The 24,325-nt window shown below is 36.9% G+C and carries 22 protein-coding genes; 20 read left to right on the top strand and 2 right to left on the bottom strand.

Translation table 11 applies throughout. The annotated features are described in order from the left end of the window. Nucleotides 1-128 precede the first annotated feature (128 nt). The 7 genes from MKY90_RS23480 to MKY90_RS23450 all read left to right on the top strand — a co-directional run bounded on the left by MKY90_RS23480 (nucleotide 129) and on the right by MKY90_RS23450 (nucleotide 7,534). Nucleotides 129-1,337, top strand: a complete 1,209-nt coding sequence (locus tag MKY90_RS23480) for an NAD(P)-dependent malic enzyme (protein ID WP_161793975.1) — start codon at nucleotides 129-131, stop codon at nucleotides 1,335-1,337. 14 nt (nucleotides 1,338-1,351) lie between these two features. Further along, the gene (locus tag MKY90_RS23475; protein WP_002129364.1) at nucleotides 1,352-1,996 is read left to right on the top strand and encodes a FadR/GntR family transcriptional regulator; all 645 of its coding nucleotides are present in this window, start codon (nucleotides 1,352-1,354) and stop codon (nucleotides 1,994-1,996) included. Between the two features lie 185 nt (nucleotides 1,997-2,181). Further along, complete coding sequence (gene accD, locus MKY90_RS23470) at nucleotides 2,182-3,051, top strand: acetyl-CoA carboxylase, carboxyltransferase subunit beta (protein WP_002015500.1); 870 nt, start codon at nucleotides 2,182-2,184, stop codon at nucleotides 3,049-3,051. After that, the gene (accA, locus tag MKY90_RS23465; RefSeq protein WP_000818787.1) at nucleotides 3,039-4,013 is read left to right on the top strand and encodes an acetyl-CoA carboxylase carboxyl transferase subunit alpha; all 975 of its coding nucleotides are present in this window, start codon (nucleotides 3,039-3,041) and stop codon (nucleotides 4,011-4,013) included. Before accD ends, accA begins: the two co-directional genes overlap by 13 nt. Before the next feature lie 128 nt (nucleotides 4,014-4,141). Continuing rightward, nucleotides 4,142-5,101, top strand: coding sequence for a 6-phosphofructokinase (gene pfkA, locus MKY90_RS23460; RefSeq protein WP_002015498.1), 960 nt, complete (start codon nucleotides 4,142-4,144; stop codon nucleotides 5,099-5,101). Between the two features lie 53 nt (nucleotides 5,102-5,154). After that, nucleotides 5,155-6,912: a pyruvate kinase gene (pyk, locus tag MKY90_RS23455; protein ID WP_063218376.1), complete on the top strand. Its 1,758-nt coding sequence runs from the start codon at nucleotides 5,155-5,157 to the stop codon at nucleotides 6,910-6,912. 232 nt (nucleotides 6,913-7,144) lie between these two features. Then, nucleotides 7,145-7,534 carry an FxsA family protein gene (locus MKY90_RS23450; RefSeq protein WP_341092675.1) on the top strand — a complete coding sequence of 130 codons (390 nt, stop codon included), beginning with the start codon at nucleotides 7,145-7,147 and terminating at the stop codon, nucleotides 7,532-7,534. Nucleotides 7,535-8,007: 473 nt separating this feature from the next. Here the strand turns inward: MKY90_RS23450 and ytvI are convergent, their stop codons facing one another. Continuing rightward, the gene (gene ytvI, locus MKY90_RS23445; protein WP_002143350.1) at nucleotides 8,008-9,126 is read right to left on the bottom strand and encodes a sporulation integral membrane protein YtvI; all 1,119 of its coding nucleotides are present in this window, start codon (nucleotides 9,124-9,126) and stop codon (nucleotides 8,008-8,010) included. Between the two features lie 420 nt (nucleotides 9,127-9,546). On the opposite strand from ytvI, the gene MKY90_RS23440 reads away from it, so the two are divergent. The 5 genes from MKY90_RS23440 to MKY90_RS23420 all read left to right on the top strand — a co-directional run bounded on the left by MKY90_RS23440 (nucleotide 9,547) and on the right by MKY90_RS23420 (nucleotide 14,644). Then, a complete protein-coding gene (locus MKY90_RS23440; RefSeq protein WP_000625507.1) occupies nucleotides 9,547-10,008 on the top strand; it encodes a DUF441 domain-containing protein in 462 nt (153 codons plus the stop codon). Between the two features lie 386 nt (nucleotides 10,009-10,394). Further along, on the top strand, nucleotides 10,395-11,543 hold the full coding sequence (gene citZ, locus MKY90_RS23435) for a citrate synthase (RefSeq protein WP_002015492.1): 1,149 nt from the start codon (nucleotides 10,395-10,397) through the stop codon (nucleotides 11,541-11,543). Between the two features lie 160 nt (nucleotides 11,544-11,703). Beyond that, nucleotides 11,704-12,996, top strand: a complete 1,293-nt coding sequence (gene icd / locus MKY90_RS23430) for an NADP-dependent isocitrate dehydrogenase (protein WP_002088934.1) — start codon at nucleotides 11,704-11,706, stop codon at nucleotides 12,994-12,996. Between the two features lie 19 nt (nucleotides 12,997-13,015). Then, nucleotides 13,016-13,954: a malate dehydrogenase gene (gene mdh / locus MKY90_RS23425; protein ID WP_002034284.1), complete on the top strand. Its 939-nt coding sequence runs from the start codon at nucleotides 13,016-13,018 to the stop codon at nucleotides 13,952-13,954. A gap of 216 nt (nucleotides 13,955-14,170) precedes the next feature. Continuing rightward, entirely contained in the window at nucleotides 14,171-14,644 is a 474-nt protein-coding gene (locus MKY90_RS23420) for a MaoC family dehydratase (RefSeq protein WP_341092673.1), read from the top strand. Nucleotides 14,645-14,698: 54 nt separating this feature from the next. Here the strand turns inward: MKY90_RS23420 and MKY90_RS23415 are convergent, their stop codons facing one another. Next, entirely contained in the window at nucleotides 14,699-14,830 is a 132-nt protein-coding gene (locus tag MKY90_RS23415) for a hypothetical protein (protein ID WP_002015487.1), read from the bottom strand. A 91-nt stretch (nucleotides 14,831-14,921) separates the two neighbouring features. Between MKY90_RS23415 and MKY90_RS23410 the strand changes: the two genes are divergently transcribed. From MKY90_RS23410 to MKY90_RS23375, 8 genes are all read left to right on the top strand, one after another. Beyond that, nucleotides 14,922-15,158, top strand: coding sequence for a hypothetical protein (locus MKY90_RS23410; RefSeq protein ID WP_341092672.1), 237 nt, complete (start codon nucleotides 14,922-14,924; stop codon nucleotides 15,156-15,158). Between the two features lie 164 nt (nucleotides 15,159-15,322). After that, complete coding sequence (gene phoP / locus MKY90_RS23405; protein ID WP_002129355.1) at nucleotides 15,323-16,042, top strand: two-component system response regulator PhoP; 720 nt, start codon at nucleotides 15,323-15,325, stop codon at nucleotides 16,040-16,042. After that, nucleotides 16,035-17,798 (top strand): sensory box histidine kinase PhoR, encoded by a 1,764-nt coding sequence (phoR, locus tag MKY90_RS23400; protein WP_002143343.1) that lies wholly within the window; start codon nucleotides 16,035-16,037, stop codon nucleotides 17,796-17,798. The genes phoP and phoR overlap by 8 nt, the downstream gene beginning before the upstream one ends. Before the next feature lie 284 nt (nucleotides 17,799-18,082). Next, nucleotides 18,083-20,716: a DNA polymerase I gene (polA, locus tag MKY90_RS23395; RefSeq protein WP_341092671.1), complete on the top strand. Its 2,634-nt coding sequence runs from the start codon at nucleotides 18,083-18,085 to the stop codon at nucleotides 20,714-20,716. A gap of 12 nt (nucleotides 20,717-20,728) precedes the next feature. Next, a complete protein-coding gene (gene mutM, locus MKY90_RS23390) occupies nucleotides 20,729-21,559 on the top strand; it encodes a DNA-formamidopyrimidine glycosylase (RefSeq protein ID WP_002015480.1) in 831 nt (276 codons plus the stop codon). Between the two features lie 72 nt (nucleotides 21,560-21,631). Then, entirely contained in the window at nucleotides 21,632-22,264 is a 633-nt protein-coding gene (gene ytaF / locus MKY90_RS23385) for a sporulation membrane protein YtaF (RefSeq protein WP_341092670.1), read from the top strand. A 53-nt stretch (nucleotides 22,265-22,317) separates the two neighbouring features. Beyond that, nucleotides 22,318-22,920 carry a dephospho-CoA kinase gene (gene coaE / locus MKY90_RS23380; RefSeq protein WP_063218380.1) on the top strand — a complete coding sequence of 201 codons (603 nt, stop codon included), beginning with the start codon at nucleotides 22,318-22,320 and terminating at the stop codon, nucleotides 22,918-22,920. A gap of 109 nt (nucleotides 22,921-23,029) precedes the next feature. Further along, a complete protein-coding gene (locus tag MKY90_RS23375; protein WP_063218381.1) occupies nucleotides 23,030-24,058 on the top strand; it encodes a glyceraldehyde-3-phosphate dehydrogenase in 1,029 nt (342 codons plus the stop codon). The last annotated feature ends 267 nt before the right edge of the window (nucleotides 24,059-24,325 follow it).

The raw sequence follows: 24,325 nt of genomic DNA, 5'->3' as shown, positions 1-24,325 counted from the left end.
AATTTCCCTACACTTCGATTATTATAGTAGTAGTGTTCGTGGTCAGACCACTTGGAGAAATTGATATCAGCAAGCATAATTTGAGGAGAGTGGATAGTTTGTCAACACTTCGTGAAGAAGCACTTCACATGCATAAAGTGCATCAAGGAAAATTAGAAACTGTATCAAAAGTAAAAGTAGAAAATGCAAAAGATTTAAGTCTTGCATATTCTCCAGGGGTTGCAGAGCCTTGTAAAGAAATTTATGACGATAAAAGTAAGGTATATGAATATACAATGAAGGGAAATATGGTAGCAGTTGTGACAGATGGAACGGCTGTACTTGGTCTTGGTAACATTGGACCTGAAGCATCTCTTCCAGTAATGGAAGGTAAAGCTGTATTATTCAAGAGCTTTGCTGGTGTAGATGCATTCCCGATTGCCTTAAATACAAACGATGTAGATAAAATTGTTGAAACTGTAAAATTAATGGAGCCAACTTTTGGCGGTGTAAACTTAGAAGATATCGCAGCGCCAAACTGCTTCGTTATTGAAGAACGTTTGAAAAAAGAGACAAACATTCCAATATTCCATGATGATCAACACGGAACAGCTATCGTAACAGTAGCAGGCCTTGTGAACGCGCTGAAGTTAGTTGGAAAGAAAATGTCTGACATTAAAGTTGTCGCAAATGGTGCAGGTGCAGCAGGTATTGCAATCATTAAACTTTTATATCGCTATGGTGTACGTGACGTTATTATGTGTGACCGTAAAGGTGCAATCTATGAAGGTCGTCCTGTCGGTATGAATCCGGTGAAAGATGAAGTTGCAAAATATACAAATAAGAGTCGTATAGAAGGTTCTTTAGCTGATGTTTTACAAGGTGCGGACGTATTCATTGGTGTATCTGCAGCAGGTGCATTAACTGAAGAGATGGTTCGTACAATGAATGACGATGCAATTATTTTTGCAATGGCGAATCCGGTTCCAGAAATTATGCCAGAATTGGCAAAAGCAGCGGGCGCAGCTGTTGTTGGAACAGGTCGTTCTGACTTCCCGAACCAAGTAAATAATGTACTAGCGTTCCCAGGTATTTTCCGCGGTGCACTTGATGTACATGCGACACAAATTAATGAAGAAATGAAGATGGCAGCTGTACAGGCCATTGCAGAGCTTGTATCAGAGGATGAGTTGAATGCAGATCATATCATTCCAGCACCATTTGACGCGCGTGTAGCGCCTCAAGTAGCGGCTTACGTTGCGAAAGCAGCAATGGAGACAGGAGTAGCTCGCCGTCAAGTAGATCCAAATGAAGTCGCTGAGAAAACAAAACAATTAGCGCTGATTGGTAAAGAATAAGCGAGGAATTTCCATTGACATCATCAAATACAAAAGTATATCTCGAAATTGTAAAAAAAATCCGTTCCATTATGGAAGAGGATTGTTTAGTAGCAGGGGATCGTTTGCCATCTGAGCGTGAGTTAAGTTCACGCTTAAATGTTGGACGTTCCTCTGTAAGAGAAGCATTACGTGCGTTAGAACTGGTAGGATTAATTGAAACGAGACGTGGTGAGGGAACGTTTATTCGAAACTTTTACGATAACGGTCTTGTACAATTAATTGCTCCGTTCTTGCTGCAAGATGAGAAAACAATTCGTGATTTATTACAAACAAAACGATTGCTTGAGAAAGATATGATTCGACTTGTATGTAATTTACCGAAAGAAACGTTTTCTGAAGTACTAAGTAAATTACACCAAGTGCTTGAAGAAAATGAAAGCTCAATTCCGGTGCTTCATCAAACGTTCTTTAAAACACTTATTGAACAATTCAATAATTATTTACTCTATCGCATTTGGATGATCGTAAATGATTACGTTGCAACTCTTTCTTGTGAAGTTTCAGGAGATTCTATCGAAATGTATAGAAAGCTTTATGCTACTTTGGAAGTGAAACAAGAAAATGATGCGTTAAAAATTTACGATGAATTAGTAGAGAATATACAGTTTCACTCGTAATGTATAAAATTTGTCGAAATGACCATGACACGTTATGACAAACATTCTACCGCATAGCGGTTAAAGTTAAACGTAAAGAGAGAGGTTATTAGACAGATTGAGAAGATAAGGCTAACATCAAACATTGGTGTTAGCCCCATTTTCTTCTTACGCTAACCTTAGCTCTCAATGAAGGGGGTCAAATTGTGCTAAGAGATTTATTCGTGAAAAAGAAAAAGTACGCTGCAATACCTTCAGAACAAGTACGAAAAGATGTACCAGATGGCGTTATGACAAAATGTCCGAAATGTAAAAAAATCATGTATACGAAAGAGCTTCTTAAAAATTTAAAAGTATGCGTGAATTGTGGATATCATCATCCGATGAATGCATGGGAACGCCTTGATAGTATATTGGACGAAGGTTCATTTCGTGAGTATGACAAAGAGATGGTTTCACTAAATCCACTTGAGTTTCCGGGATATGAAGAGAAACTAGAAAACGATCGTAAGAAGACTAAATTGAATGAAGCGGTTGTAACTGGTGAAGGAACAATTGATGACATGCTTGTTGTTGTTGCAGTAATGGATTCTCGTTTTCGAATGGGCAGCATGGGCTCTGTTGTAGGAGAGAAAATTGCCCGTGCGGTTGAAAAGGCATACGACTTACAAGTTCCATTTATTATCTTTACTGCGTCGGGTGGTGCTCGTATGCAAGAAGGGATATTAAGTTTAATGCAAATGGCAAAAACAAGCGTAGCTTTGAAAAAGCATAGTAATGCAGGAGGGTTATTTATTTCTGTTATGACTCACCCAACGACGGGCGGGGTTTCAGCGAGTTTCGCTTCACTTGGTGATTACAATCTTGCAGAGCCAGGTGCACTTATCGGATTTGCTGGTAGACGCGTAATTGAACAAACAGTGCGTGAGAAACTGCCGGAAGATTTCCAAACGGCAGAATTTTTACTAGAGCACGGTCAATTAGATGCGGTGGTGCATCGTGATGATATGAGAGAATCACTCCGTAAGATTTTAGAAGTTCATCAAGGAGGGGAAATGGCTGTATGGCAGAGCTAGAATTTGAGAAACCAGTTGTTGAGCTAAGAAATAAGATTCGTGAACTGAAAGACTATACGAAAAACAGCCAGATGGACTTCAGTGAGGAGATTCGTATTTTGGAGGACAAGCTAGAAAAACTAGAGGAAGATATATACGGCAATATGAAAGTATGGGACCGTGTTCAAATTGCTCGTCATGCAGAACGACCGACAACGCTCGATTATATTGAGCACTTATTTACTAATTTTTTTGAATGTCATGGAGATCGCCTATTTGGCGACGATGCAGCGATTGTCGGCGGCATTGCGAAATATAAGGGGATGCCCGTAACTGTAATTGGGCACCAACGCGGAAAAGATACGAAAGAAAATATTCGTCGTAATTTTGGGATGCCTCATCCAGAAGGATATCGAAAAGCACTGCGTCTAATGAAACAAGCGGAAAAGTTTAATCGTCCCATTATTTGTTTCATCGATACGAAGGGAGCTTATCCTGGTAAAGCAGCTGAAGAACGTGGACAAAGTGAGGCAATTGCCCGTAATTTATTTGAAATGGCGGGTTTAACTGTACCTGTTATTTGTATCGTTATCGGTGAAGGTGGTAGCGGTGGTGCGTTAGGTCTTGGAGTAGGAGATTACATTCATATGCTGGAAAATTCCACTTATTCTGTTATTACACCAGAGGGTGCGGCGGCGATTCTTTGGAAAGATGCTGGTAAAGCAAAAGAAGCTGCAGAAGCGATGAAAATTACAGCATTAGATTTGAAAGAATTAGGTGTAATTGACGAAATTATTCCAGAGGCAAAAGGCGGAGCACATCGTAATGTTTTGAAACAATCAGAAAATATAGATTTAATGCTTAAGAAAACTTTTGAACAATTAAGCGGAATTTCGAAAGATGAATTAATCGAAAAACGTTATGAAAAATATATGAAAATTGGGCAAGTTTCGTTTTCAAACGCTTCCATTGGGATAAAATAAGAAAAGCGTGCGTTCCTCTTCGCGAATGCACGTTTTTATTATGAAAAGACACATCTTCTCCATTGTGTTTTTGTATTTTTTCGTGTTATTTTATTATAAGGCAAATAATCTTTATGAGGTGAGTACAAATGAAACGTATTGGTGTATTAACAAGTGGTGGAGATTCACCTGGTATGAATGCTGCCATTCGTGCAGTTGTTCGTAAAGCGATTTTCCATGATATTGAAGTATATGGTATTTACCATGGATACGCTGGTTTAATTTCTGGTCATATTGAAAAATTAGAACTTGGTTCTGTTGGCGATATTATCCACCGTGGTGGTACAAAATTATATACAGCAAGATGTCCTGAGTTTAAAGACCCAGAAGTACGACTAAAAGGAATCGAGCAATTAAAGAAACATGGTATTGAAGGACTTGTCGTTATTGGTGGAGATGGTTCGTACCAAGGTGCAAAAAAATTAACTGAGCAAGGATTCCCATGTGTAGGTGTACCAGGTACAATCGACAATGATATCCCTGGAACAGACTTCACAATTGGTTTTGATACAGCTTTAAATACTGTTATTGATGCAATTGATAAAATCCGTGATACAGCTACATCTCATGAACGTACATATGTTATTGAAGTAATGGGACGTCACGCTGGAGATATCGCATTATGGGCTGGTTTAGCTGATGGTGCAGAAACTATCTTAATTCCAGAAGAAAAGTATGACATGGAAGATGTTATCTCTCGTCTGAAACGCGGTAGTGAACGTGGTAAAAAGCACAGTATTATCGTTGTAGCTGAAGGTGTTGGAAGTGCAATTGACATCGGTAAGCACATTGAAGAAGCAACAAGCTTTGATACTCGTGTAACTGTATTAGGTCACGTACAACGTGGTGGATCACCAAGTGCACAAGACCGTGTATTAGCTAGTCGTCTTGGCGCAAGAGCAGTTGAATTATTAATTGCTGGTAATGGCGGACGTTGTGTTGGTATTCAAAATAATAAACTTGTTGATCATGACATTATCGAAGCGTTAGCTCAAAAGCATACAATCGATAAAGATATGTATCAATTATCTAAAGAATTATCTATCTAATCGGCTTAATGCCTTGTATTTGGGAACGGTTTCATAATTTTCGGAGGTGCAATATGCGTAAAACTAAAATTGTATGTACTATAGGTCCTGCTAGTGAAAGTATTGAGAAATTAGAGCAATTAATGGAAGCGGGTATGAACGTTGCTCGTTTAAACTTCTCTCATGGTAGCCATGAAGAGCATGGAGCTCGTATTAAAAATATTCGTGAAGCTTCAAAGAAAACTGGTAAAACAGTTGGTATCTTACTTGATACAAAAGGTCCAGAAATCCGTACACATGACTTCGTAGACGGACAAGCTGAGCTTGTAACAGGTGCAGAAGTAATTCTTTCTACTGAACAAGTATTAGGAACTGCAGAGAAGTTCTCTGTATCTTATGCTGGTCTTTATGATGATGTTGATCCAGGTTCTCGTATTCTAATCGATGACGGTCTTATCGAACTAGAAGTAATCGAGAAAGCTGACGGAAACATCCGTACAAAAGTATTAAACAGCGGAACTGTAAAAAATAAAAAAGGTGTTAACGTACCAAACGTAAGCATTAAGCTTCCTGGTATCACTGAAAAAGACGTGCAAGATATCGTTTTCGGTATCGAGCAAAAAGTTGATTTCATCGCAGCATCTTTCGTACGTAAAGCATCTGATGTATTAGAAATTCGTGAATTATTAGAAGGGCATAACGCTCAATACATCCAAATCGTACCAAAAATCGAAAATCAAGAAGGTATCGACAACATCGATTCAATCTTAGAAGTTTCTGACGGTCTAATGGTTGCTCGTGGTGATATGGGTGTAGAAATTCCACCAGAAGAAGTACCATTAGTACAAAAACGTCTAATCAAAAAATGTAACGTATTAGGCAAACCAGTTATTACTGCAACACAAATGTTAGATTCTATGCAACGTAACCCACGTCCAACTCGTGCGGAAGCAAGTGACGTAGCAAACGCAATCTTCGATGGAACAGATGCAATCATGCTTTCAGGTGAAACTGCTGCGGGTCAATACCCTGTAGAAGCTGTAACAATGATGGCTAACATTGCGATACGTGTTGAAAAATCATTACAATATGAAGATATGTTCAAAAAACGTATTAAAGAGTTCACGCCAACAATTACAGATGCAATTAGCCAATCTGTTGCGCACACAGCACTTGCTCTTGATGTAGCTGCAATCGTAGCTCCAACAGAAAGTGGACATACTGCGAAAATGATCTCTAAATACCGTCCGAAATCTCCAATCGTAGCTGTAACATCTGACGAGCAAGTAGGACGTCGTCTTGCACTTGTTTGGGGTGTTCAAGCATTTATGTCTGAGAAACGTGCAGCTTCTACTGACGAAATGTTAGATACAGCAATTCAAACAGGTATGGATGCGGGTCTAATCGGACTTGGAGATACTGTAGTAATCACTGCTGGTGTTCCAGTTGCTGAAACTGGTACAACAAACTTAATGAAAATCCACGTTGTTGGTGAAAAAGTTGCTAAAGGGCAAGGAATCGGTCGTAAATCTGCAAAAGGTAAAGTAGTTGTAGCGAAAACAGCTGCTGAAGCTGTAGCGAACGTAAACAAAGGTGATATCCTTGTTACGACAAGCACAGATAAAGATATGATTCCTGCAATTGAAAAAGCTGCTGCTCTAGTTGTAGAAGAAGGCGGTCTAACAAGCCATGCAGCTGTTGTAGGTGTATCAATCGGTATTCCTGTTATCGTTGGTGTAAACGGCGTAACAACAACTTTAAAAAATGGCCAAGAAGTAACAGTTGATGCAGCACGCGGAATTGTTTATAATGGACATGCGGAAGTGCTATAAGAAGTAATACGGAGAGAAGGATCGGAGTCCTTCTCTTTTTTTTACACAAAAAAGGATAGAGATAGCTTTAAATACCTGAAATCGCTTTGAAAAACGTTTATTATAATGTTTAGTGGGAGAGGGTTATTTGTCCTTTGTGAAGCTTGTATGAGCGTTTTAAGGGGCTTATAAAGGGTTTTGTAAGGGTGATACTTTCAAACCTTTTAAATTGAAATATGAAGGAGTGTGAGCTATGAAGTGGTTACTGTTCTTACTTATTTTAGTGCCGGCGATTGAGATTACGGTGTTAATAGGGTCGAGTCATGTAATAGGTTTATGGTCTACGTTCGCTATGATTGTATTTACGGGTATTGTGGGTGTATATTTGGCGAAACGACAAGGGTTTAAAGTACTTAGAGAGATTCAATTTAGGCTAAATAGAGGAGAAATGCCGGGTGATGCGGTTCTAGATGGTATTTTTATATTCGTAGGAGGTATTCTTTTAGTACTGCCTGGATATGTGACGGATATAATAGGTTTTATCTTTGTTGTTCCTATAACGAGGGCTTTATTGAAGCCGGCTGTTATGAAGTGGATTGATTGGAAAATTAGAAAGAGAACTACTATTATTGTTCAGAAATAACGCGTAGATTATAGCGATCTACGCGTTATTTTTTATTTGCCACTTATAGTCAATTGTTAGCTTCCTGCTCGGGTTGGATTTTTGTTAGTTATTAAACGATAGGATGCAGAGGGTTCTTGTGAATGAAAGGTGTTACATTAGGATGATGTTTTTTGCGTGTAGTAAGATTCGACTAGTGAGCAGAAGTTAGACAGGAGAAGAAAAATTACTGATTAAAGGGTTCATCTGCCTTGTTTTGTATATTTATTCATTTACATAAAAAGTAATAAATGTAAGTAATAATTATAAAGTATATAGAATAAAAATGTATTTTTGTCCTAAAATATGCGTTTTTATGCAAAAAAATAAGAGGATTATCCTTTTTTAGGAAATTCTCTTGTAGATGTAGGTAGTACAAAAAAGTACAGTGAATAATCAGTGGAAAATTCCCACTGATTACAGTTGATTTTTTATTGTGTATGAATTAGGAAATATTATTTTGATGGTGAACCCTTAATGAATTTCCATAAGTCGTGGAATACATGAGCTTTGTGTAATGTATTAAGTAGTACTAATATGACTGGACCGATGATTAATCCTAAAAAACCAAAGAGCTTAAAGCCGACAAATAGAGCGATGAGTGTCGCTAATGGATCTAGTCCAATATTAGATGAAAGTACTTTTGGCTCCATGATTTGTCTTTGGACAATCACGACGATGTATAGGATGAGAAGACCGATGGCGAATGCAGTATCGCCTGTGAAAAATACGTATATAACCCAAGGAACGAAGACGGCTCCAGTTCCTAAATACGGGAGTAAATCTACAACCCCTGTAATAATCGCGATAGTAATTGCGTATGGCACGCGTAATATTAAAAGGCCGATTAGTACAATGATAGTTGTCATAGATACGAGTGTAAGTTGCGCTTTAACAAAACCAAACAAAGCTTTTCTTAAATCGACAAAAATAGTTTTTCCGTATCCATGCAAACGATTAGGTAGAAGTTTTCTTACTTTATGAGCAAGACGGTGCCAATCGTAACTAATGAAGAAGGTGGCTAATAAGACGAAGACAAGGACAGTTAAAGTTGTTGGTAATGCACTAATGAAATTTGTTAACCCACTTATAATGGCGGTTAAAAGTTCTTTCATTTGTGTCGTTGCTTCGGTGCCTAAGTTTTGAATGTTTTGTGTAATAGTGTATCGCTGTGGTTCTCCGAGATGATTAAATTTAGAGATTAAATCATCATAGAGAGGCATAATATGATTAAGTGCAAATTGTTGGGCGAATGCAACGATATCTGGAAACTTAACTGTAACAATTTGTAGTAAGTACGTTGTGGCAGATATTGCTTCAGTTACAAGGTATGTAACAAGTCCAACGATAGCTCCGAATACGAGAATTAAGCTAACGAGTACCGCTAATGCGCGAGGGAATTGTAGTTTTTGATTAAGGAAATTGACGACAGGATTAATCAAATAAGCGAATGCAAAAGCGATAATAAAAGGGTAGATAAGGCCTGACATGTACAGCAATGCATAGAACCCAACTACCGTTGCTACAATGACAAACATGAGTCGTAATATCATATATAGTAAGTTTCGGTTCAAAGATGTATACCTCCCATTCCAATTTGGATTATCCTAATTCGTTCAACTTATAACTAGTGAGATTCACTGATCAAAGTTTCACTTTATGTTATAGTGGAATGATGGATTTTTCCTGCTTTTTCAATATATGAGTGACCGGAAAAGCTTGGTGTTGATGCTTCTACTATATGGTAAAAACTTCATTTTCTCTTCTTTTTATTTTACCTGTTTCTTAATAGAAAAGAAAGGAGAGACGACCGTTTTTAAAAATGTATACATGCTTAAATTTTTGATGGTTAGAGTTTCAGTTTGTCATTTTAAAATATGAAAAAAATGAAGTGGTTATTGTTGCATATACATCGATATAGCATGTATAACGATAGGTTTAAAGGTATTTTTGTTTGGAAGCGAGTTCATTATTTTCAGAAAGGAAGTGCAAACATGATTAGTCAGTCAACGTTATTTTTATTCATACTACTTATTATAGGACTTATTGCTAAAAACCAATCGCTTACTGTAGCTATTGGAGTGTTATTCTTATTGAAATTTACGTTTTTAGGAGATAAAGTCTTTCCTTATCTACAAACGAAAGGGATTAACCTTGGTGTAACAGTCATTACAATAGCAGTACTCGTACCGATTGCAACAGGGGAAATAGGCTTTAAACAACTCGGAGAAGCAGCGAAATCGTATTATGCATGGATTGCTTTAGCCTCAGGCGTGGCGGTCGCTTTGTTAGCGAAAGGCGGCGTACAATTATTGACGACGGACCCACATATTACAACCGCACTTGTTTTTGGGACAATTATAGCTGTAGCTTTATTTAATGGAGTCGCTGTAGGTCCATTAATTGGGGCTGGAATTGCCTACGCAGTTATGAGTATTATACAGATGTTTAAATAAGGAATTTTATAGTAATATAAAATTTTTGAATTCTTTCTGTTCACAAAAGTCAGATAATTGTTTATAATAGGATTAGAAACTTTGAAAAGTTACATAACAGCAGAGACTTTACACCAGATAAAATAAAAACAACATAAAACAATTTTATAATGATATTGTTTTATGTTGTTTTTATCATAAACTCTTCGGAATTCATTTTCCTCACTAACTTGTTGTTCTGAGCGTGAGGATTCGGGGAGACATTCACGCTCATGCTTTCCATGTAAGCAATGGACAATAAGAGGGGAACATCGCAATAAATTTGCATGAACGTGCATTTTGCTTGCCTAAAGAGTGAACGAGCGTTCATAATTTATAAGGGGAGCAAATAGATATAAGGAGCAAGGTTGGGAGAATTTTCAGGAAAAGGAGAGAATGTCATGACTGTTATTCGAGGTTTAGAAGGGGTAGTAGCAACAACATCATCTGTGAGCTCTATTATTGATGATACATTAACTTATGTTGGGTATAATATTGATGATTTAGCTGAGAATGCTACGTTCGAAGAAGTAGTGTACTTATTATGGCACCGCAAGCTTCCTAATGAAAAAGAACTAGCGGAATTTAGTGGAACAGTATCTGAATACTATAAAGTACCAGGTGAGATTTTAACATATTTGAAACAAGTAGATTTAAAAATCGCGCACCCGATGTCGGTTTTACGAACTGCGATTTCCATGCTATCATTATATGATGAGAGCGCTGAAATAATGGATGGAAAGTCTAATTATTTGAAAGCGGTTAAATTACAGGCTCAAGTCGGAACTTTAATTGCGGCTTATGCAAGAATTCGTAAAGGGTTAGATGTTGTTGAGCCAAGAAAAGATCTATCATTAGCTGCAAACTTCTTGTACATGTTAAATGATCGTGAGCCAAATGAAGTTGAAATTGAGGCTTTTGATAAGGCACTTGTACTTCATGCCGATCATGAGTTAAACGCTTCTACATTTACAGCACGTGTTTGCGTAGCTACACTTTCAGATGTGTATTCTGGTATTACAGCAGCAATCGGTGCATTAAAAGGTCCTCTTCACGGCGGGGCAAATGAAAATGTAATGAAGATGTTAACTGAAATTGGCGAAGAAGAAAATGTAGAATCATATATTCATAATGCTCTTCAAAATAAAGTGAAAATTATGGGATTTGGTCATCGCGTATATGAGCATGGTGATCCACGCGCGAAACACTTACGCGAAATGTCTAAGAGATTATGCGTGCTTTTAGGAGAAGACAAATGGTATAATATGTCTATCAAAATTGAAGACATTGTAACAAAAGAAAAAGGTCTTCCACCAAATGTTGATTTCTATTCAGCTTCTGTATACCATTGTTTAGGAATTGACCATGACTTATTTACACCTATCTTTGCAATTAGCCGTATGTCAGGCTGGTTAGCTCATATTCTAGAACAATATGAAAACAACCGTTTAATCCGTCCGCGTGCTGATTATGATGGACCGACACATCAAGTGTACGTTCCGCTAGCGCAACGATAAGCGAAAAACACTATTTTGATAGTGAAAATACGCTTTCAAAAGTCTGATTTTTTTGGGAAGATATAATGATTAGAATATTTAAATTTGAATAACGGTTTGAACTGAGGGGTTATTCCCTCAGTTTCATACATATGAAATTTCAAACATGGGGGTTATCACATTGACGACAGGTGAAAAAATTACTGTAACTAATGGTGTTATGAATGTACCAAACAATCCGATTATTCCATTTATCGAAGGAGATGGAATTGGTCCTGATATTTGGGCTGCAGCATCTCGCGTAATAGAAGCAGCAGTTGAAAAAGCTTATGATGGTGAGAAGAAAATCGTTTGGAAAGAAGTGCTTGCAGGGGAAAAAGCATTCAACCAAACAGGCGAGTGGTTACCAGAAGAGACTTTAAATTTAATTCGTGAATATTTAATCGCAATTAAAGGTCCACTTACAACTCCAGTTGGTGGTGGTATTCGTTCTCTAAACGTTGCGCTTCGTCAAGAATTAGATTTATATGTATGTCTACGTCCAGTTCGTTACTTTGAAGGTGTTCCTTCACCTGTAAAACGTCCGGAAGATACTGATATGGTTATTTTCCGTGAAAATACAGAAGACATTTACGCTGGAATTGAATATGCACAAGGTTCTCCAGAAGCAGAAAAAGTTCTTGCTTTCTTAAAAGAAGCAATGGGTGTTAATAAAATCCGCTTCCCAGAAACATCAGGGATTGGTATTAAACCAATTTCAGAGGAAGGGACAAAGCGTCTTGTTCGCGCTGCAATTCAATATGCAATTAACGAAAAACGCTCTTCTGTTACATTAGTTCATAAAGGAAACATTATGAAATTTACAGAAGGTGCTTTCAAAAACTGGGGTTACGAAGTAGCGGAACAAGAATTTGGCGACAAAGTATTTACTTGGGCTGAATATGATCGCATTGTTGAAAAAGATGGAAAAGATGCAGCGAATAAAGCGATGGCAGACGCAGAAGTGGCTGGGAAAATCATCGTAAAAGATTCTATTGCAGACATCTTCTTACAACAAATTTTAACTCGTCCACGTGAGTTTGATGTTGTTGCAACAATGAACTTAAACGGAGACTACATCTCTGATGCACTTGCTGCACAAGTAGGTGGAATTGGTATTGCACCTGGTGCAAACATTAACTATGTGACTGGACATGCTATCTTTGAAGCTACACATGGTACAGCTCCAAAATATGCAGGTTTAGATAAAGTAAACCCATCTTCAGTTCTTCTTTCAGGTGTATTATTATTAGAGCACTTAGGATGGAACGAAGCTGCGAATTTAGTAACTGATTCAGTTGAGAAAACAATTGAATCAAAAGTAGTAACTTATGATTTCGCACGCTTAATGGAAGGTGCAACAGAAGTGAAATGTTCTGAGTTCGCTAATGAACTTATTAAAAACATGGATGTAGCGATAATCAAAAACGCATAATTAAAGCGGGGGGTAAATCATGACAATCAAACGCAAGAAAGTTTCAGTCATCGGTGCAGGATTTACAGGAGCAACAACAGCATTCTTATTAGCACAAAAAGAACTTGCAGATGTTGTATTAGTGGACATTCCACAGCTGGAAAATCCAACAAAAGGGAAAGCGTTAGATATGTTAGAAGCGAGCCCAGTACAAGGTTTTGATGCTAACATTATTGGTACATCTGATTACGCAGATACTGCTGATTCTGACGTTGTCGTTATTACAGCAGGTATTGCGCGTAAGCCTGGTATGAGCCGTGATGACTTAGTAGCAACAAACTCTAAAATTATGAAAAGTATTACGCGCGACATTGCAAAGCATTCACCAAATGCGATTATTCTTGTATTAACAAATCCAGTTGATGCAATGACATATTCTGTATTTAAAGAAGCAGGATTCCCGAAAGAGCGTGTTATCGGTCAATCGGGCGTATTAGATACAGCTCGTTTCCGTACATTTATTTCACAAGAGTTAAACCTTTCTGTGAAAGACATTACAGGATTTGTTCTTGGTGGACATGGTGACGATATGGTACCTCTTGTACGCTATTCCTATGCAGGTGGCATTCCGTTAGAAACATTAATTCCAAAAGAGCGTTTAGAAGCAATCGTAGAACGTACACGTAAAGGTGGCGGTGAGATTGTAGGCTTATTAGGAAACGGTAGTGCATATTACGCACCAGCAGCTTCTTTAGTTGAAATGACAGAAGCGATCTTGAAAGATCAACGCCGTGTATTACCAGCTATTGCGTACCTTGAAGGTGAATATGGTTATAGTGACCTTTACTTAGGGGTACCAGTAATTCTAGGTGGTAACGGAATTGAAAAAATTATTGAATTAGAACTTCTTGCAGATGAGAAAGAAGCGTTAGATCGCTCTGTAGAATCTGTACGTAACGTTATGAAAGTTCTTGTTTAATAATTAAATATAAGTGGAAAAAGATTCGGGGCCCCGAATCTTTTTCTACTATATATTGAAATGTTTTTTTGAAATAATATGAAAACGCTATCATTTGGTGTATCCTATAATGAAACTATAGACTTATACTATACATTGCCCTCATCACAGTAAATTTCGGATAAGGTATCGCTTTTAGTAGGATAATAAGGTGAAAAAATCGGAGGGGGTTGTAACATGTTAAAGAAAAAAGTTCAAATTGGTCGTAGAATGGATGAAATTACAGTAGGAGAGAAATTATCTATCACTGAAAAAATTGAGGATAAAGATTTGTTATTGTACTTAGGGTTAACGAATGATGCCAATCCATTATATATTCAGCATGATTACGCATCCCAAACTCCGTATGAAAAGCCGATTGTCCCAAGCATTATGCTAACGGGACTGATTACAACGGCGGTTACGAAATATTTACCAGGTCCAGGTAGTCATATTACTAGGAAGGACCTTAAGTTCGTGAAACATGTTCACCATTATGAAACGTTACAAATCCACTTTGAAGTTGTGGCTGTTTCAGAGGAGGAACATACAATTGATATGATTGTATTTGCTCATGATGAAAAAGGAGAAACTGTTGTAAAAGGTTCATTAACAGTAACACCACCTTTTAAATCTGTTTCCATTATGGAAAAAGCATTAGATAATTTTTAAAATATGAAAATATGAATAGCGCTAGCAAACCTTTTATAAGGGGCTAGCGCTATTTTAGTTGAAAAATCCTTCTTTGAACCCTTCAGCAAATTCTGAACAACCTGTTTTAATCGTATCCCAGCTAGGTACGTTAAAAGTAAGGAAACATGTTACTACTAAAGTTAAAATAGGTAGTAATATTCGCATAATAGCCTTCTTTTATCGAATTTATTTATATATTCAAATTAATAATATAATTATTGGTAATTGAAGTCAATTAAGGGGGAGGTTTTTTTAGATGAAGTGGAAAAGAGAAGACGTTATCTTTGAAATGATAAGAGAAGCTGAAGTATGGGCCGATTCAATCGCAAATGAAATGTACGGGAAAGTATTTGATGGATATGAAACACCAGATTATAAAATAGCGTATGCTCTTTCGTTTTTCCTAGCGCAAAATCGAGAGTTTATAGTTCATACGGAAGAAGGGTTTAAAAAAGATAGATTCATCTATAAAGTTTGGATAGCGACCGGATAGAGGGAATGAAGTTACGATTGCTTTTATTTTCCGAAACTCTAGTACAAACGAGCTCCATGAATAGACAATTATATTGAGGGAGACCTTGTTTTCTAGTATGATGAGAATAACGGGGAAAATACTAGGATGAAGAAGGTTTCAAGTCTATAACTTGGAGGAAAAGAATGAACAATCGTATTTTAGTAGTTGATGATGAGGAATTTATCTTAACTTTAATTGAATTTAATTTACAACAAGCTGGGTTTGAAGTTATTACAGCAATGGATGGAGAAATGGCGCTTCAAAAAGCGACTACAGAACGCCCAGATTTAATTATATTAGATTTAATGCTTCCAAAAATGGATGGTATGGAAGTTTGTAAAGAATTACGATTGCAGCGTATTATGACGCCGATTTTAATGTTAACAGCAAAAGATGATGAATTTGATAAGGTGCTAGGTCTTGAGCTTGGGGCTGATGATTATATGACGAAGCCATTTAGTCCAAGGGAAGTTGTTGCTCGTGTGAAGGCGATTTTGCGCCGTACGAAATTACAGCAGGAAGAACAAGTTTCAGAATCGCCAGATGAAGAGAGCATCAAAATTGGAGAGCTTAAAATTTTACCGGAGTTTTATGAAGCGTACTTCCAAGGAAGGAAACTGGAATTAACACCGAAAGAATTTGAGTTACTTGTTTATCTTGCGAAAAATAAAAGTCGTGTATTAACTCGTGACCAATTATTAAGTGCTGTATGGAATTATGATTTTGCCGGTGATACAAGAATTGTTGATGTCCATATTAGCCATTTGCGCGATAAAATTGAACAAAATACGAAAAAACCGACGTACATTAAAACGATACGTGGTTTAGGTTATAAATTAGAGGAGCCAAAAGTGGATGAATAAGTTTCGTTCCAGGCTTCTTTTTACATTTGTTTCTCTTATCGTTTTTATTTTAGTTGGACTAGGTGTATTATTAGAAACTGTATTTGAAAACTACTATATAGATCATGCTAAAGAGAGAATGATAAAAGAGACACAGTATGTTGCGGTATTAGCAGAAGAGCAAGGGTTTGATGCTGTTTTAAAAAAGCCTTATGTATTTGAAAAGTTAGAAGAAAAAATACCAGCTTCTATTATATTTGTTGATGAAAAAAAGAAAGTTCAATATAGCGGAGGGCAACCATCTGCATTTAATCAAGAGATGATTAAAGAACTTTCTTCTGAAGCAGCAAAACAACGAAGTAAAGTGATTACGCAAGAAACAGATCAAAAGAATGAATTTTATCATGCGGTGTTCGTTCAAGATCTAGCAGGAAAACAAGGATATATTTTGGTGAAAAGTACAATTGAGCCATTGAAAGACGTACATCAAAAAACGTGGGGATTATTAATTATAGGATTTGTTATCGCTTGTCTCGTAGTCGTATTTTTAGGTATGAAAATTACGGGGCAATATATTAGGCCGATTGAATCGGTTACGAAAGTTGCCATTGAATTAGCGAAGGGAAATTATAAAGCACGCGCTTATGAAAGTCATTCGGATGAAACAGGGATGCTGAGTAAAGCGATTAATATTTTAGCTCGTAATTTACAAGAGATGACTCTTGAGCAGGAAATGCAACAGGATCGTCTGCATACGTTAATTGAAAATATGGGAAGTGGAATGATTTTAATTGATAGCCGCGGTTATATAAACCTTGTAAACCGTTCTTATAAGGAAACTTTCCACGTAACAGATGAAGAATATTTAGATCGCTTATATTATGAATCGTTTCATCATACAGAAATTATTGAGCTTGTGGAAGAAATCTTTATGACAGAAGTGAAAGTGCGTAAACAAATGTTATTGCCGCTTGGAATTGAGCGAAAGCATTTCGAAGTATATGGAGCGCCAATTATTGGGACGAACCATGAATGGAAAGGTATTGTTCTTGTGTTCCATGACATAACAGAGTTAAAGAAATTAGAACAAATGAGAAAAGACTTTTTAGCGAATGTTTCTCATGAACTAAAGACGCCAATTACTTCTATTAAAGGTTTTTCAGAAACGCTCTTGGATGGGGCTATGGATAATAAAAAATTCTGCGAACATTTCTTACATATTATTTTAAAAGAAAGTGAACGCATGCAAGGATTAATTGAAGATTTATTAGACTTGTCAAAGATCGAGCAACAAGGGTTTAAACTAAATATGGGGACCGTTGATATGAAGGAACTTCTTGAAGATATTCATATGGTGCTTGATAATAAAGCGGGAGAAAAAGAAATCTCTTTACAAGTGAATGCATTGAAACGAGTTTCCGTTATTGGAGATCCAGGCCGCTTGAAACAAATCTTTATTAATTTAATTAATAACGCGATTGTATATACACCGGCTGGAGGCGTTGTTTCTGTTGAATTGGCAGAAGATAAATATAATGCTTATATAAAAGTATCTGATACTGGAATTGGTATTAGTAAAGATGAAATTCCGCGTATTTTTGAACGCTTTTACCGAGTGGATAAAGCAAGAAGTAGAAATACGGGTGGAACGGGTCTTGGTTTATCAATTGTGAAACATTTAGTTGAAGCGCATCAAGGTACGATTACAGTGGATAGTGAGGTTGGGGAAGGAACAACATTTACAGTTGTTTTACCAAAATCAGCTACTGAAAAATAGGATGAAGGATATTTACAATATATTAACAATGGCTTAATTAAATATTAATAAAGCTCTGTTAATATAATATATGAAAACCCCTTCATCCAAGGAGTAATTTTGGACGAGAGTAGTTATGCTATTCTCGTCACTTCCCTTTATGCCAATGTAAGTCTGTTTATATATGATAGAAAAAAACCGTTATTTTTCTTCTCTCTATTAGTCATGTTAATATAGAGAGAGGACAGGAACGGTTTTTTTCTGTGGAAAAAATCGTTTCAAATATGTATGGGGAGGTTTGTAGTTTGGAAAAAAAAGTCGTATTAGTAGATGGTAATAATATCGCGTATCGTGCTTTCTTTGCACTACCGCTTTTAAATAACGACAAAGGTATACATACGAACGCAATTTATGGTTTTACAATGATGTTAATGAGGATACTAGAGGAAGAAAAACCGACGCATATGCTTGTGGCGTTTGATGCGGGGAAAACAACATTCCGTCATAAAACGTATAGTGATTACAAGGGAGGGCGTCAAAAGACTCCACCTGAGTTATCAGAGCAATTCCCGTTTATTCGTGAGGTGCTTGATGCATTCAATGTACCGCGTTATGAGCTGGAAAATTATGAAGCGGATGACATTATGGGAACGTTAGCGAAAGAAGCGAGTGAGCAAGGGTTTCATGTTAAAGTTATTTCAGGAGATAAAGATTTACTGCAACTTGTTTCAGATAATACACTCGTATGTATTCCTCGCAAAGGGATTACGGAAGTAGATGAATATACGAAAGAAGCTTTATTTGAGAAATATAGCTTATCACCAAAGCAAATTATCGATATGAAAGGTTTAATGGGAGACCAATCGGATAACATTCCAGGTGTACCAGGTGTTGGTGAGAAGACAGCCATTAAATTATTAACGCAATTTGAAACAGTAGAAGCAGTATATGAAAACTTAGATCAAGTGAGTGGAAAGAAATTAAAAGAAAAGTTAGAAGCAAATAAAGAACAAGCTCTTATGAGTAAAGAACTTGCGACTATTATTACAGATGCACCGATTACTGTGCATGTAGATGATATGGAATATAAAGGGTATGAACCAAGCGATTTGATTCCAATGTTCGAGAATTTAGGGTTTACATCCCTTTTAAATAAGTTAGGTGTTACGCCGGAGGAAACGGCTCCAGCTGAATTAGATGATATTACATTTGATATTGTAGAAGAAGTTGCAGAAGAAATGCTTCAGCAAGATAGTGCGCTTATTGTTGAAGTGCAAGAAGATAATTATCATAAAGCCGATATTCAAGGTTTTGGTATTCAAAATGAAAATGGTTGTTACTTCATTCCGGCCGATGTTGCTCTTAAATCGGATGCTTTTAAAGAGTGGCTTGCAAATGGAGAAATGAGAAAACATACATTTGATGCGAAGCGTGCTATCGTTGCTCTCAAGTGGAAAGGTGTAGATATTCAAGGGATTGACTTTGATTTATTAATTGCCGCTTATTTACTTGATCCAGCCGATACAGATAAAGATTTCCGTACTGTAGCGAAAATGAAAGAAACGCATGCCGTAAAATCTGACGAAGAAGTTTACGGGAAAGGTGCGAAGCGTGCTGTTCCGGAGCTAGAGGTAGTAGCGGAGCATGTAGCTCGTAAAGTGCATGTATTATATGATGTAAAGCAAACGTTCTTAGAAGAATTAAAAAAGAACGAGCAATATGAATTATTTACGGAATTAGAATTACCACTTGCACGTGTATTAGCTGATATGGAAGTGAAAGGTGTAAAAGTTGATACGGAGCGTCTTCGTAATATGGGAGAAGAACTTGCAGGTAGATTAAAGGAAATGGAACAGGAAATTTATAAGCTTGCGGGAACAGAATTTAATATTAATTCACCGAAGCAACTTGGGGTTATTCTGTTTGAGAATTTAAACTTACCAGTTATTAAAAAGACGAAAACAGGTTATTCTACGTCGGCGGATGTATTAGATAAACTTATGGATCGTCATGAAATTATTCCAAATATTTTACATTACCGTCAATTAGGAAAGCTAAATTCAACTTACATTGAAGGTTTATTGAAAGTTGTACATGAAGATTCATCTAAAATCCATACTCGTTTTAATCAAGTGTTAACGCAAACAGGTCGATTAAGTTCAACAGATCCGAACTTACAAAATATCCCGATTCGCTTAGAAGAAGGAAGAAAGATTCGTCAGGCATTCGTTCCATCAGAAGAAGGATGGATCATGTACGCGGCTGATTATTCACAAATTGAACTTCGTGTGCTTGCTCACATTGCAAATGATCCAGGGTTAGTTGAAGCGTTCCAACATGACATGGATATTCATACGAAAACAGCTATGGATGTATTTGGTGTTGGGAAAGATGAAGTAACATCTAACATGAGACGACAAGCAAAAGCTGTTAACTTCGGAATTGTGTATGGTATTAGTGATTATGGTCTTTCGCAAAACTTAGGAATTACAAGAAAAGCAGCAGCGGAATTTATTGAAAAGTATTTAGAAAGTTTCCCTGGTGTACAAGAATACATGGATGAAATCGTAAAAGATGCGAAACAAAAAGGATATGTGGTTACATTATTAAATCGTCGCCGTTATATTCCGGAAATTACGAGTCGTAATTTCAATTTACGTAGCTTTGCTGAGCGTACAGCTATGAATACACCAATTCAAGGTAGTGCGGCTGATATTATTAAAAAAGCGATGATTATTATGGCAGATCGTCTAGAAGAAGAAGGATTACAAGCGCGTCTTCTTCTGCAAGTACACGATGAATTGATATTTGAAGCACCAAAAGAAGAAATTGAAAAATTAGAGAAGCTTGTACCTGAAGTAATGGAGCATGCAATTGAACTAGTCGTTCCATTGAAAGTTGATTATTCTTACGGTCCAACTTGGTACGACGCGAAATAAGGACGTGATGAAATGCCGGAATTACCAGAGGTTGAAAATGTTAGACGGACGCTTGAAAATCTTGTAACAGGAAAAACGATTGAAGATGTCGTTATTACTTATCCCAAAATAGTAAAACGACCGGATGATGCAGAAATTTTTAAAGAAATGCTAAGAGGCGAGACAATTGAAAATATAAAGCGAAGAGGTAAGTTTTTGCTTTTGTATGTAACGAACTATGTAATTGTTTCACATTTGCGCATGGAAGGTAAGTTTTTACTTCATCAAGAGGATGAGCCGATTGATAAACATACGCACGTCCGTTTCTTATTTACAGATGGAACTGAATTACATTATAAAGATGTGAGAAAGTTTGGTACGATGCATCTCTTTAAGAAAGGTGAAGAGTTGAATCAAATGCCTCTTGCTGACTTAGGCCCGGAGCCATTTGATGCTGAATTGACACCGCAGTATTTACAAGAAAGATTGCAAAAAACAAATCGTAAAATAAAAGTAGTATTATTAGATCAGCGTCTTTTAGTAGGGCTTGGAAATATATATGTAGATGAAGTGTTATTCCGTTCTCAAATTCACCCAGAACGAGAAGCTGCATCTTTAACAGAAGAAGAAATAGAAAGAATTTACGAGGCGATTGTTACAACGCTGGGCGAAGCTGTTAAGCGAGGCGGAAGTACAATTAGAACGTATATTAATTCACAAGGACAAATTGGTTCGTTCCAGGAACTTCTAAATGTATATGGGAAAAAAGGAGAACCGTGTGTGACTTGCGGTACGCTATTAGAAAAAACAGTTGTTGGCGGAAGGGGAACACATTACTGCCCAATTTGCCAACCTAGAATATAGAAAAGGGATAACATCGGATAGGCATTTGTCATATACATAGAGCAGAGCTATGTATAAGGGAGGAGCTTACCGATGTACCTTTATTTATCTCTTATTTTATTAGCTTTTACATTAAGCTTAGATAGCTGTAGTGTAGGGCTAACATACGGGTTAAGGAGCGTAAGAATTCCACTAAAATCAATTATAATTATCGGGATCTGTTCAGCGGCTGTCATGCTCGTTTCCATGGGAATTGGACATATGATCGCGAAAATATTTTCACCTGTTATCGCAACGCGTATCGGCGGATTTGTTCTTATTGGAATAGGTATTTGGGTATTATATCAATTTTTTCGAAGTGATAAAAAAGAAGAACCGAAGCAAGAGGAGAAGGTTTGGAAACTAGAAATTGCTTCGCTAGGGTTAGTGATTCAAATTTTGCGGAAGCCGACTGTTGCGGATTTTGATAAATCAGGAACTATCTCTGCAGGAGAAGCGTTACTTCTTGGTATTGCTCTTTCTATAGATTCGTTTGGTGCTGGAATTGGTGCATCTTTATTAGGTTATGCACCCGCGATGATGGCGGCATTAGTCGCGGTTATGAGTTCTTTATTTTTATTTATTGGAATGAAGCTCGGTACGATTTTATCAAATATGAAATGGTTACAAAAATTTACATTTCTGCCTGGGGTATTACTCATTATTATTGGAATTTGGAAAATGTAAGTATGGGCGTGGAACATTAGTTTCGCGCCTTTAATATTGTGAGGAGGATTATTATGACAGTAGTAATTGGATTAACAGGAGGCATTGCAAGCGGAAAAAGTACGGTATCAGAAATGTTTCGTGAAATGAGTATACCGGTTATTGATGCAGATATTATTGCGCGAGAAGTTGTAGAACGAGGAAAACCGGCATATAACAAAATTGTAGAGGTGTTCGGAACGGAAGTATTGCAAAAAGATGGAGAACTGGATCGACCGAAGCTTGGAAGTGTCGTTTTCTATAATGAAGAAAAACGATTGCAGTTAAACAAAATTGTTCACCCTGCAGTGCGTGAAGAAATGAATGCACAAAAGGAGATGTACATAAAAGAAGGTATGCAAGCGGTTGTGTTAGATATCCCCCTTTTGTTTGAAGGTAAATTAACAAGTCTCGTTGATCGTGTTTTAGTTGTAGCAGTTACGCCGAAAACACAATTAGAACGTTTAATGAAACGAAATAATTTTTCAGAAGAAGAAGCAACAGCTCGTATTCAATCTCAAATGCCGTTAGAAGAAAAAGTGAAGAGTGCAGATGAAGTGATAAATAATGATGGCACAATTATGGGAACGAAAACACAATTACAGGTGATTTTAAAGAATTGGAACATTATTGACTAAAAAATTGTGAAATTAATGAAAATGCTTAGTGACATATCTCCTTTTTGTGTTATACTATTATTGGGATTGGAGATAAATAGTATAACGCATTCAAGGGGGATAACATATTATGACTCGTGTGGCAATTAATGGATTTGGACGTATTGGGAGAATGGTGTTTCGTCAAGCAATAAAAGAAAGCGCATTCGAAATTGTAGCAATCAACGCAAGCTATCCATCCGAAACGTTAGCACATTTAATTAAATATGATACAGTACATGGTAAGTTTGACGGAACAGTGGAAGCATTTGAAGATCATTTATTAGTAGATGGGAAAATGATTCGCCTTTTAAACAACCGCGATCCAAAGGAATTGCCTTGGAAAGAATTAGGTGTTGAAGTTGTAATTGAAGCAACTGGTAAATTTAACTCGAAAGAAAAAGCAATTCTTCATGTTGAAGCTGGAGCGAAAAAAGTTATTTTAACAGCACCTGGTAAAAATGAAGATGTAACAATCGTAGTTGGTGTGAACGAAGACCAATTAGATATTACAAAGCATACCGTTATTTCAAATGCATCTTGTACAACAAACTGTTTAGCGCCGGTTGTAAAGGTGTTAGATGAGCAGTTCGGAATTGAAAACGGTTTAATGACAACTGTTCACGCTTATACAAATGACCAAAAAAATATTGATAACCCACATAAAGATTTAAGAAGAGCGCGTGCTTGCGGACAGTCTATCATTCCGACAACGACGGGTGCCGCGAAAGCGCTTGCAAAAGTTCTTCCACACTTAAACGGAAAACTTCATGGTATGGCACTTCGTGTACCAACGCCAAACGTGTCTCTTGTTGATTTAGTAGTAGACGTAAAACGTGATGTAACAGTTGAAGGTATTAATGAAGCATTCAAAAATGTTGCAAACGGTGCGTTGAAAGGAATTGTAGAATTTAGCGAAGAGCCTTTAGTGTCTATTGACTTTAATACAAATACACACTCAGCTATTATTGATGGTTTATCTACAATGGTAATGGGTGAGCGTAAAGTGAAAGTACTTGCTTGGTATGATAACGAGTGGGGCTACTCTCGTCGTGTTGTAGATCTTGTAACGTTAGTTGTTGATGAATTAGCGAAACAAAAAAATGTGCAACATATTTAAGTGAACGAGAGAGGGCAAGTGGGAATTTGCCCTCTTTTTTATTTTTTTCTGAAAAGAAAAAAATTATAGGGGTATATTTTCAAATAGTGGACAGACCAAAAAACGTTGTGATTACTGTATTTGTGAATCGTTTATTTTTTTTAGGGAAAAGTAAAGAGGAAATTATGACAGAAAATCGAAAAAACTGTTGTTGCAAAATGAAAATAAACAAAGTATACTAACACTCGTAAACTTAAGAGCTGAGGTACGTAGTCACTACTTAAAGGG

The sequence above is a fragment of the Bacillus sp. FSL P2-0099 genome (assembly GCF_038007445.1).
In the GTDB taxonomy this organism is placed as follows: domain Bacteria; phylum Bacillota; class Bacilli; order Bacillales; family Bacillaceae_G; genus Bacillus_A; species Bacillus_A mycoides.
Note: the sequence above shows the minus strand (reverse complement) of the source record. Positions and strands in the feature narration are given on the sequence as shown.